This is a genomic window from Alteromonas sp. KUL150 (assembly GCF_009811475.1).
GTDB lineage: Bacteria > Pseudomonadota > Gammaproteobacteria > Enterobacterales > Alteromonadaceae > Alteromonas > Alteromonas gracilis.
In genome coordinates this window covers 1-10,411 of the sequence record NZ_BLIJ01000025.1, presented here as the reverse complement: position 1 = coordinate 10,411, position 10,411 = coordinate 1, and the positions used below count along the sequence as shown (strand labels likewise).

Sequence of the window (10,411 nt, the reverse complement as noted above, 5' to 3'; positions counted from 1 at the left end):
TTGCGTAATGCGTAATGCGTAATGCGTAATGCGTAATGCGTAATGCGTAATGCGTAATGCGTAATGCGCATAGCAGACTTTATTGCATCGGCAATTAACTAAGACGGCATCATGGGATGCCGTTTTTTTACCTAAATTTTACGCGTATATTTTGATTTAGGTTGATATGCTCATAGTGTTCAAATTAATACGATGGATCTATGACGCAATTCAAATATGGTTTCTATACGCTTTTTATTATGGCTACGGCCATTTTAGGATGTTTAGTACTTAGTAACTGGTTCTTGCCGCTCGGCGGAATTCTACTTATTCTTCAACTTGCGTGTGCCATCGTAGCGTTAACCACTTCAAGGTTTTATGGCTTGCTTGCCGGGCTAGCCGGTGCACTGAGCTTTAATTATTTTTTCACCGCGCCTCTTTACTCTTTTCAAATAGCAGAAGTTGAAGACAGCGTTAACTTCGTCGTATTTTTCATTGTAGCTATCCTAATCAGCGAGCTAGCTGTTTACGTAAAATCTCAGCAGCATGCGTTACAGGTTGTTAAAACACAATCTAGTGTTCTGCGCTCTGTGTCACATGATTTGCGCACGCCACTTTCTACCATAATAGGTTCTGTAGAAACCTATATGACATATCAAGACAAGCTTGATGACATTGAAAGACAAGCTTTGTTACAAGGGGTTCACGATGAAGGTAAACGCCTTTACGTATATATTGAGAACCTGCTTCAAGCTACGCGAATTGAGCATAACGCGTTAGCGCTAAACCTGACCCATGTAAATCTAGACACATTTTTAGCCGCCCTTGAAAGTCGGATTGATAGTCGTCGGCTAAAATTGATCAACAAATGCGATAGCCCTGTAATTACTGTGTCTGAATCGCTGTTGCAACAAGCCTTATTTAACGTAATTGACAACGCTCTTAAATTTAGCGACGACAGCGTATGGCTAAGGGTAAGTCATACTGGTGAGAACTATGAATTTGAAATAGCTGACACAGGCGAGGGAATCAGCGATGAACAGCTAAAATCGCCAATACAGCTTTTTCAAACCCGTCGTCGCAGCGATAGTGGAAAAGGCGGCATTGGTTTAGGGCTAAGCGTAGCAGCAGGCATAGTTCACGCCCATGGTGGTGCTATCAAGCTGTCGAATACCACACCAGGCCTTCTCGTCAGTATTTCAATTCCAAAAAGGGATTAGCGCAATGAGCCACACCATTCTACTTGTTGAAGATGATGCGAATATTCGTCAGATGCTGAGCATTGCGCTAGGTGCAGAAGGCTACCTTTGTGTTGAAGCTGCTTCGGTTCGAGAAGCCTTGTCATTGTTTAATCAGCACCGTCCTGACCTTGTCATACTCGATTTAGGGTTACCTGATGGCGAGGGCAGTGAAGTGCTTAAACGCATCAGAGAAACCAGTCGTCTGCCAGTTCTTGTACTGTCTGCAAGAGACCAAGAAATAGACAAAGTTGACCTGTTGTCTCGAGGGGCAAATGATTACGTTAGCAAGCCATTTGGGATCAGAGAGCTTGTAATCCGTGTGAAAGTCCTACTAAGAGATTTCATTCCTGTGGTTGAGCCTACAATGACCACACGAAAGATTGGCAAGATTGAGTTGGATATTACCGAGCGGCGTCTTCGTATTGAAAGAGAAAGTATAGTGCTCGCTCCGAAAGAAGTTCAGCTTCTTGATGAGCTTACAAAACACCCTGGGGCGTTCATTAGCCAAAGAGAATTGTTGAGAAGAATATGGGGTCTGCATCACAGTGAAGATACCCACTACATCCGCATTCTTGTAAGGCAGCTAAGAAAGAAGATAGATCCGTTTGAGAAAGATTTAATAGAGACAATGCCTAAACGAGGCTACCGAATAGCGGTTGACAAACCGGAGGCTAATTAATGTCGCATTATAGTGTAATTGGGCTTGGAAAGTTTGGCTTAACGGCCAGTTTAGAGTTAATTCATATGGGGCACACCGTTACAGGAATTGACCAAAGTGAAAAGCTGGTTGAACAGTATGCAGGTGAGTTTACGCAGTGCGTTGTGTGTGATGCCAGTGATGAGCGTGCACTCAAGGAATTAAACTTGTGTCAGAGCGAAGCCGTGCTTGTCGCTATTGGCGAGGATATGCAAGCTAGCTTACTGTGTACGTTGGCATTAAAAAACTTGGGCGTAGCCAATATTTGGGTGAAAGCTAATAGCTCTGCTCACCACGCTATTTTATCCAAGCTGGGTGTGTCGAAAATTATTCATCCTGAAGAAGAGATGGGAGCAAGAGTGGCGCAAGCGCTTAACTACCCAATGGTGAATGACTACTTAGGTATAGGACACGGCGTTTATATCGTTGATGTCATTTTGTCTGATCACTTTTCGTCACAGCGCTTAAAAGACGTGCTGTCCGTCGGTAAGGGGCAAGTCTCTTGCTTGTTAGTTAAGCGAGGTCACCAGCTACATCATAATCCATCGTTAGACTTTGCGATTACTTCGAAAGATACCGTTATCCTCTGCGGCCATCGAGAGAGCCTAGTTAAAATAGCGCCAAGGTTAGCACAATGAACAGATGGGATCCTGGCTATAGACCCATAGAGCGCTCGCCTAAGGGTTTTAACAAAATTCAGGTAGGGCCACCTCTTATTCTTTCTCTAAGCTTTGTGGCTGTGATTCTTTTAGGCACGGTTATTCTTAAATTACCAATAATGACTCATGAGCCCATCTCGTGGATCCAAAGCTTATTTACCTCCACGTCAGCAGTGACGGTTACGGGTCTTGTGGTAGTCGATACCGGATCTGTTTTTACAACTGCTGGACAAGCTGTGATTGCGGTTTTAATTCAGCTGGGCGGCTTAGGGCTGATGACGTTTGCCATCGTCACGCTCATTGCTTTAGGAAGTAAAATAAGCTTCTTGCAGCAATCGGCCGTGAAAGAGGCGTTTAATCAAACGGATTTATCAACGCTTGTATCTACAGCGAAGTCGGTACTGGCTTTTGCTTTTTTAGTTGAGTTAGTGGGTTTTTGTATTCTGTCGGCCTACTGGATACAGGAAAAGGACGTGAGTGAAGCCCTATTTCACGCGTTTTTTTATACCATTTCTGCGTTCAACAACGCAGGATTTGCACTAAGTGGGGATAGTCTTTCCGCCTATGTGGGTGACCCGATTATTAACATCACTATTTCTGCGTTATTTATTATAGGTGGTCTCGGGTTTTCCGTTTGGATAGAGCTTCATAAAAAACGCAGATGGCAACGCATTTCTGTGTATGCCAAGACGATGATATTGGGTACGCTAATTGTCAATGTAACCGCCTTTTTGCTTATCTTTGTTATTGAAAGTGATAATCCTGCAACCTTGGCGAACCTCGATACTCAAAGCGCATTATGGGCATCATGGTTTCAAGCTGTTACTCCAAGAACTGCCGGATTTAATACGCTGGATATAGCGTCGTTAGAAGATCCAACTACTGCATTAATGTTGTTGCTTATGTTTATCGGTGGGGGCTCTATGAGTACTGCAAGCGGCATAAAACTGATGACTTTCATCGTTTTACTCATTGCCGCGTACAACTATATTCAGCGAGGGGCTGCGCCACGACTTTTTGGTAGGACGATTTCAAACGATACTGTTAGCAAAGCGCTGGCGCTTACGATGATTTCTATTGGTATTACATGGATAGCTATATTTTTTCTGTTAATGTCAGAAAAGGCTGACTTTTTAGATATTGTTTTTGAAGCGGTTTCTGCTCTAGGGACTGTGGGTCTTTCCAGAGGGTTAACTGGCGAGCTGTCAAACAGTGGTGAGTGGATCATTATCTTACTGATGTACGCGGGTAGATTAGGGCCTCTAACATTGGCTTATTTTATTGCCAGCCCTCGAATAAGCCGCATTAAATACCCGGAAGCTAAGCTAGCCATTGGTTAACCTGCAAAAATAGCGGCTCGTTCATCTTCACTTAAAATACCGACGAAGATGGTTTCTCTTCTTAAGTTGGCTGTGCGCTCGTCGCCAGCCAATAAAAGCGCTTTAAATACGGTGGGTTCATCGCGAGCTTCAATAATTCCTTTCCACATCAGATAACTGCCGTAACGCATCATTTTGTTTTGATAACGCGCTTCTAAGGTTTGTTCGGCTTGCTCAAAAAGCTCTGGGTGAGATAGTAGTTTGTCGGCTATTGCACTGTGAACTTTTTTGATGCGTTCGTTTACATCACTTCGACGTTGTTTTCTGGGTCTTACAAACATAAATAGTATTTTCGCTTTAATTTACGCATTTCAACATTACGAGGGCGATGCTTCTTTGTTTTCCAGCTGACATTTAATCATCGTCTAGCAGAGGCTCTACAACTGATTCCAATCCGTTTAACTTTATTTCATACATTAAAGCAAGCTGTTCGCCCAGCTTGTTTTCGGGAAAGCCTTGTTTGTGAAACCATACCAAATAAGGCTCGGGTAAATGAAATAAACGCCTTCCGGCATATTTCCCAAAAGGCATAACCTGATTGATAGCAGATTTAATAAGCATGGGATCCATCTATGCATTAGCTCCTTCACCGAAATTGTTGAGGTTAGTTTCAACACTGTTCTTAGCGTTTTACTCAATATCTTCTTCACTGTCGCGCTGCTGGGCTTGCCATAGTGTGGCGTACTCTCCTTGACGCTCAAGTAAATGCGTGTGTGTCCCTTCCTCTACGATAGCCCCATTTTTCAAAACCAATATTTTATCTGCATCCACAATGGTAGAGAGTCGGTGGGCTATCACTAAACTCGTGTGGCCTTTCGCCGCGTCGCGTAGGGCAGACAATATAGCACGCTCAGACGTGCTGTCTAATGAACTGGTGGCCTCATCGAATATCATGATAGGAGCGCCTTTTAACAACGCGCGGGCTATAGAAACTCGCTGTTTTTCACCGCCTGAAAGTTTGAGGCCGCGTTCGCCCACAGTGGTTTCTAGTTTATCAGGAAGGCTTGCTACAAAGGCTTCTAGGTGAGCCAGTTTCAATACTTGTTGTATTTCTTCATCAGAAGCTTCGGGGTTACCATAGCGAATATTTTCCAGCAACGTGGTGTTAAAAAGCACCGTGTCCTGCGGCACAATACCGATATGAGCGCGTAAGCTTTGTTGAGTGAGCAATGAAATGTCTTTTCTGTCGATGGTAATGTTCCCTTCATTTGGCTCATAAAAGCGAAAAAGGAGTTTCATCAGCGTCGATTTACCTGCACCGCTTTCACCGACAACAGCAACTTTTGAGCCGGGTGGCACCTCAAAGCTCAGGCCCTTTAAAATTTGGCGATTTTCGCTATAGGAAAAGTGCACGTTATTAAATGCGATGGCTGGATTCGTGCAGGTTAATTCAGTGGCGTTATCTGCATCCTTAATGGCGGGTGTTTGGTCTAGTAGTTCAAATAATTTGTCAATATTAGCAAGGCTTCCGCGAATTTCTCTATAGACAAAACCTAAGAAGTTTAGCGGCATGAATATCTGCATGGTAAAAGCGTTGATAAGCACAAAATCACCGATGGTCATTTCTCCATTCATTACCCCAAGGGCAGCGTTCGCCATCATTGAAGTCATCGCAATAGCAATAATGGCCGCTTGACCACCATTTAGGGCGAATAAAGACAAGCGATTTTTTCTTCTCGCTTTTTCCCACGCAGCTAAATCCGTGTCGTAGCGATTAGCTTCAAAAGACTCGTTGTTAAAGTATTTTACGGTTTCAAAGTTCAGCAGGCTGTCTACCGCGCGAGAGTTGGTGGTTGAGTCAGCTTCATTCATTTGAGTAACAAAGCGAGTGCGCCAGTCGGTTGCTTTCATTGAAAAGCCAATATAGGCAATAACACTGCAAACAATGATAAGGGCAAATGAAACGCCAAATTGAAATAATAACAGGCCGACGACTAACGCTATCTCTAGTAGCGTGGGAACAATATTGAACACCATAAAGCGCATAAGAAAACTGACGCCATTTGTTCCGCGCTCAATGTCTCTAGACAGACCACCTGTTCGTCTATTTAAATGAAACCCTAAATCGAGATTATGTAGATGTTTAAACACCTTCAAACCAAGTCGACGCATAGCACGCTCGGTCACACGGCCGAATAAGGTATCCCGTATTTCGCCTAGTAAAACGTTTAGTAGTCTTAAGATTCCATATGCCGCGATAAGGCTGATAGGAACAGCGATGGCCAGTTTAGTTAAATCGCCATTCAAACTATCTACAGTATATTTCAGCACGTAGGGTAGGCCGATGCTGGCAAGTTTAGCTGCTACTAAGCAAAGTAGTGCCAGAAAAACCCGTTGTTTAAACTCAAGTAAATAAGGCCAAAGTTGCGAAAGAACGTGCCATTTAACAGGTTCATCGTGATTAGTAGGAAAACGGTTTTTTCTCATTTTATAGTGTGCTTAATTGTTAAATTCAAAGTAATTAACTGAGTGTTTGCAATATATGTGGCTAGCTGGATAAGGTGTTAACACGAATCAACGTTGTGATTTCTTTAAGCCGATGAAGAGTAACACTTACTAGTATAGTGAATTTTACTTGTTGGTGTACGTATTGAAATGAACTAGAGATTAAAACGGTCTTATTTATAGCCATGAATGTGTTTAATTTTAGCTATGCGGCGCGTACACTAAGAGGCAGTTTAATTTAGTAACCTTGCTGAGTAGCCCTTTGATTGTTGTTCTATTCAGCAAGTTACTAGCATATTCGAAGAGATATCGTCCACGTTTAAGGAGTTAGTTTGTTAGAAGATAGTTTCGGTAGACAGTTTCACTATTTACGTTTGTCAGTGACCGAAGCGTGCAACTTCCGCTGTCAGTACTGTTTGCCTGATGGATATGAAGGTCCGTCTAGCGATCAGTTCATGACACTTGATGAAATAGACACCTTGCTTAAGGCTTTCGCTACGCTCGGCACATCTAAAGTGCGCTTAACCGGTGGAGAGCCAACATTACGACGAGATTTTCTCGATATTCTACGTCTAACCAGCAATACACCAGGAATTGAGCGGGTGGCAATGACAACCCATGGGGCACGAATGGAAAAGTTTGCCCACCAATGGAAAGATGCGGGTCTCGACCAAGTCAATGTAAGCATAGATAGCCTGGATCCTCGCCAGTTTGCAGCCATTACTGGTCAAGATAAGCTTAAAGCCGTGCTCCGCGGTTTAGATGCGGCGATAGATGCTGGTCTTGATGTAAAGGTAAATTCTGTACTGCTTAATGACTTCTCTGACAGCCGGCTTCATCGTTTCTTAGCGTGGCTTAAAGATATGCCAGTAACCCTTCGCTTCATAGAACTTATGGAAACAGGGGATTTACACACCTTTTTCAGCAAGCAGCATCAAAGCGGATCACCGCTTAAAAGCACCTTGTTAGAGATGGGGTGGCAGCCTCTGCTACGCAGAAAAGATGCTGGTCCAGCTCAAGAGTTTTACCATCCCGAATATGCCGGAAAAATTGGTTTGATCATGCCTTACAGCAAGGACTTCTGTAAATCATGTAATCGCCTTCGTGTTTCAGCCCCAGGAAAGCTGCATCTTTGCTTATTTAGCGAAAACGGAATCGATATGAGGCAGCTTCTGGCTAACGGCGATGTAAACGAGGTTATAGCCTTTTTAAAAAACGTGCTTGGGCAAAAGCACGAAACGCATTATCTCCACGAAGGAAAAACAGGGGCAACTAAGCACCTAGCAATGCTTGGCGGATAGTATTGGGGTCTTGGTCGTCCTCAAAAATCTGTAACATATTAGGTTTAATTTATTTGGTTTGTTGCAGAAATAAGCTATATTCACTTTTATAAGTATAAGTAGAATAATAAGTATAAAGGAAGTTTATGCATATCAAGGACAGTGCGCGCCTTTCCTATCACTACATCACCGAAAAAGATGCCGATTTTTTGTGGGAGCTCGACCAAGATGAGCTCGTCATGAAATTTATTAATGGCGGCAGAAAGTCAACGAAAGAAGAGATAGTTGATATTTTCGTTCCACGATTTCAAGCGTATTCAAATCCCGCTCTAGGCTGGGGCCTATGGCGAGTTGAGACGTTAGAGGATAAAGAAAGTATTGGATGGATTTTAGTTCGTCCTTTCGGCTTCTTCACTCAGAGTCCAGAAAGCGAAAACATGGAGTTAGGCTGGCGGTTTAAGCGCCATACTTGGGGGAAAGGCTACGCTACTGAGGCAGCTGGAGCTGTTAAAGATGCTTTGTATGAAATAGGTGTTGAAAAATTCTCTGCCATTGCCAACCCGCAAAACAGTGCATCTATAAATATTATGAAAAAATTGGGAATGACATTCAGTCACGAACAAGAATATAAAGACAAAATTTTCCACGAAACTGTAGTGGTTTATAAGAGCTAACGCTTCTTTCTTAAGGCACATGGCGAGTTGTGCTTTAAACGCGATTATTCGCCCTTCAAAATAGTTTTCACGTTGTCATAGCGGGATTGCTGATCCGCTGATAGTTGTGCTGTCTCTAGTGTTTCCCTGCATTTTCTAATATCAGCCAATGTATTAGGAGGCAGAGAAGTATTTGATTTCCTTGCTCGTATAATCGATTGCAGATAATTCAATGCAATGGACGGATTCTTTGGCATCACTCGAAACGCCTGAGAAAAAGTAGTATACGACTGTGTTAAATCGCCCCGTTTATATTGTGCTACAGCCGTATTATTGAGTGTTTTAGGGCTAAGTGTAATTGCTTCTTTTTCTGCCTTTTCTTGCTTTAAGTAAGTGCTCATTAGGTTTGTGCCATCAGAAGTTGGTTCCTCTCTGGTGGAGATGGCATCTAATATGGCGAGTGATTCTTTTTTCATCCCCACTTCATGCAGCGCTTTCGCTCTGTCTAGTAAAGCTTCAGTAGAATGGTGTTGGTCGTAATCTACGTGAAAGTTTGAAAGCAGCGATTGAGCCTTAGCTGAGTCATCTTTTAAATAGTGTAACCTTGCGTCTATTACTGCCAATTCATCATTGAGCGTTGCTCTAGGGTGCGCTTTTTTTAATTGACGCAAATACTCATTGGTTTGCTTAACAATATTGTTTACATGTTCTGGTTCTGACGTCATTGCGAAATCAACGCCAGCGCGAGCTGCGCATAGATAAATCTCGGGCTTATCATGAATCGACCCTCGCGCATAACGTACTACTTTTTTAGCACTATTGAACTGGCTCTCGTAGTCATGAGTAATTCGCGCTAAGTTTATTGCTCGTTGATACCGTTCTATGTTACGCGGAGACATGGCGCACGCCAATGAAGTGCATTCTAAGGCATCATCGAAAGCCGCAAGTTTGATTTGAAGAGTCGCAAGAAGGTCATAGGCTTCTAATGCGGAGTCTGGACGCGTTGCCAGCTGGATAATCTCTCTTTCTGCATCATCGAATTCATTGAGCGCAATAAGGCTTTTAGCTATCCCCATTTTAGCCCAGTTAAAATCTTGAACATTAATAATAGATTCAAAGAAGGCGATGGCTGTTTGATATTGTTGAGTGAGAAGAAACAAGTCCCCTTTAATTTTCATTGCAAGTGGAAAGTGGTCAGCATTTTCAGGCTGCAACAAGAAAAACTCTATTTCAGCTAATGCTTTCTCATAGTCTTTTTTATCCATGAACGCATAGACGTTTTTCAGCGCCTTTTTTCTAGACAACACTCGCGAGAGCCTTCTATCAAGCTCATTTACTGAAAAAGGCTTTGCTATAAACTCATCTGGCTGAAGTTCAATAATAGCGTGTACGACTTCGGTTGAAGTGTCAGCACTTGTGAAAATGAATGCGCTTGTAAGGGGAAGGGTATGTGCTGCATTTAGCTGCTCTAATAAGAAATATCCACCCTGCTCAGAGCGTAAATTATAGGAACAGATAATCGCGTCGTAATCATGCTCTTGTATTGCAGATAAAGCATGAGAAGGCCTATCTACATAATCCATGTTCCTAAAGCCCAATTGCTCAAGCGCATAGTGTATGTGGCTTTTGGCCAGAACCTGATCCTCAGCAATCAATAGCTTGGTGTTTTTAGCTAACTGTAGTTTCATAAAGTGAAAGCCTCGGAAGCAGGGGATTTATTACCTTACCATGGTATCGGCTGTCTAAGTATAGTGCTTTATGAAGACTATCGCATAACTCGGCTCTTTATAGTAATCACGACTTCGGAAATTGAGAGTTTAAACCCTCATATCTGTTTCGACAAAGGGGAAGTATACAGGGGCATAGATGTTTTTATTGACGACGCTTGAGGATTCTACTAGGGAATTTAGTGCAAGAGATTAAAACGTGGACTGCGTTGAGCATTTAGCTAAGAAATTGGGGATACGAGTAGAGACTGGATTTATTTACGATGTTCTCAATATCTAATGCATCTTACACTTGGTGAGTGTCCAGAGTGACGTAAGGCATGTTTAAGATAAGTTTCGAACAAGGAGAGA

Annotated in this window: 10 protein-coding genes; 6 read left to right on the top strand and 4 right to left on the bottom strand. The window is 42.8% G+C overall.

Features of this window, described 5'->3' with window-relative positions; genetic code table 11:
- Positions 1 to 200 precede the first annotated feature (200 nt).
- Genes GVO62_RS04730 through GVO62_RS04715 form a run of 4 tightly spaced genes read left to right on the top strand, consistent with a single transcriptional unit; the run spans position 201 to position 3,916 of the window.
- A complete protein-coding gene (locus GVO62_RS04730) occupies positions 201 to 1,199 on the top strand; it encodes a sensor histidine kinase (protein WP_159117957.1) in 999 nt (332 codons plus the stop codon).
- A gap of 4 nt (positions 1,200 to 1,203) precedes the next feature.
- Complete coding sequence (locus tag GVO62_RS04725) at positions 1,204 to 1,899, top strand: response regulator transcription factor (RefSeq protein WP_159117956.1); 696 nt, start codon at positions 1,204 to 1,206, stop codon at positions 1,897 to 1,899.
- Complete coding sequence (locus tag GVO62_RS04720; RefSeq protein ID WP_159117955.1) at positions 1,899 to 2,555, top strand: potassium channel family protein; 657 nt, start codon at positions 1,899 to 1,901, stop codon at positions 2,553 to 2,555. The genes GVO62_RS04725 and GVO62_RS04720 overlap by 1 nt, the downstream gene beginning before the upstream one ends.
- Positions 2,552 to 3,916, top strand: coding sequence for a TrkH family potassium uptake protein (locus GVO62_RS04715; RefSeq protein WP_159117954.1), 1,365 nt, complete (start codon positions 2,552 to 2,554; stop codon positions 3,914 to 3,916). The genes GVO62_RS04720 and GVO62_RS04715 overlap by 4 nt, the downstream gene beginning before the upstream one ends.
- Here GVO62_RS04715 and GVO62_RS04710 read toward each other — a convergent pair.
- The 3 genes from GVO62_RS04710 to GVO62_RS04700 form a co-directional block, all read right to left on the bottom strand.
- The gene (locus tag GVO62_RS04710) at positions 3,913 to 4,236 is read right to left on the bottom strand and encodes a hypothetical protein (RefSeq protein WP_159117953.1); all 324 of its coding nucleotides are present in this window, start codon (positions 4,234 to 4,236) and stop codon (positions 3,913 to 3,915) included. The genes GVO62_RS04715 and GVO62_RS04710 overlap by 4 nt on opposite strands.
- A gap of 73 nt (positions 4,237 to 4,309) precedes the next feature.
- Positions 4,310 to 4,525: a DUF3820 family protein gene (locus GVO62_RS04705; RefSeq protein ID WP_159117952.1), complete on the bottom strand. Its 216-nt coding sequence runs from the start codon at positions 4,523 to 4,525 to the stop codon at positions 4,310 to 4,312.
- Between the two features lie 60 nt (positions 4,526 to 4,585).
- Positions 4,586 to 6,382, bottom strand: a complete 1,797-nt coding sequence (locus GVO62_RS04700; RefSeq protein WP_159117951.1) for an ABCB family ABC transporter ATP-binding protein/permease — start codon at positions 6,380 to 6,382, stop codon at positions 4,586 to 4,588.
- A gap of 350 nt (positions 6,383 to 6,732) precedes the next feature.
- Here GVO62_RS04700 and moaA point away from each other — a divergent pair, with 350 nt between their 5' ends.
- Positions 6,733 to 7,701, top strand: coding sequence for a GTP 3',8-cyclase MoaA (gene moaA, locus GVO62_RS04695; protein WP_159117950.1), 969 nt, complete (start codon positions 6,733 to 6,735; stop codon positions 7,699 to 7,701).
- A 125-nt stretch (positions 7,702 to 7,826) separates the two neighbouring features.
- On the top strand, positions 7,827 to 8,354 hold the full coding sequence (locus GVO62_RS04690) for a GNAT family N-acetyltransferase (RefSeq protein ID WP_159117949.1): 528 nt from the start codon (positions 7,827 to 7,829) through the stop codon (positions 8,352 to 8,354).
- A gap of 44 nt (positions 8,355 to 8,398) precedes the next feature.
- Here the strand turns inward: GVO62_RS04690 and GVO62_RS04685 are convergent, their stop codons facing one another.
- Positions 8,399 to 10,021 carry a response regulator gene (locus GVO62_RS04685; RefSeq protein ID WP_159117948.1) on the bottom strand — a complete coding sequence of 541 codons (1,623 nt, stop codon included), beginning with the start codon at positions 10,019 to 10,021 and terminating at the stop codon, positions 8,399 to 8,401.
- Positions 10,022 to 10,411: the final 390 nt, after the last annotated feature.

Excerpts from the sequence above, each read along its gene's own strand:
- GVO62_RS04700 (WP_159117951.1), bottom strand. The coding sequence starts at position 6,382 with ATGAGAAAAAACCGTTTTCCTACTAATCACGATGAACCTGTTAAATGG.
- GVO62_RS04715 (WP_159117954.1), top strand. The coding sequence starts at position 2,552 with ATGAACAGATGGGATCCTGGCTATAGACCCATAGAGCGCTCGCCTAAG.
- GVO62_RS04710 (WP_159117953.1), bottom strand. The coding sequence starts at position 4,236 with ATGTTTGTAAGACCCAGAAAACAACGTCGAAGTGATGTAAACGAACGC.
- GVO62_RS04720 (WP_159117955.1), top strand. The coding sequence starts at position 1,899 with ATGTCGCATTATAGTGTAATTGGGCTTGGAAAGTTTGGCTTAACGGCC.
- GVO62_RS04725 (WP_159117956.1), top strand. The coding sequence starts at position 1,204 with ATGAGCCACACCATTCTACTTGTTGAAGATGATGCGAATATTCGTCAG.
- GVO62_RS04705 (WP_159117952.1), bottom strand. The coding sequence starts at position 4,525 with ATGGATCCCATGCTTATTAAATCTGCTATCAATCAGGTTATGCCTTTT.
- GVO62_RS04730 (WP_159117957.1), top strand. The coding sequence starts at position 201 with ATGACGCAATTCAAATATGGTTTCTATACGCTTTTTATTATGGCTACG.
- GVO62_RS04685 (WP_159117948.1), bottom strand. The coding sequence starts at position 10,021 with ATGAAACTACAGTTAGCTAAAAACACCAAGCTATTGATTGCTGAGGAT.
- GVO62_RS04690 (WP_159117949.1), top strand. The coding sequence starts at position 7,827 with ATGCATATCAAGGACAGTGCGCGCCTTTCCTATCACTACATCACCGAA.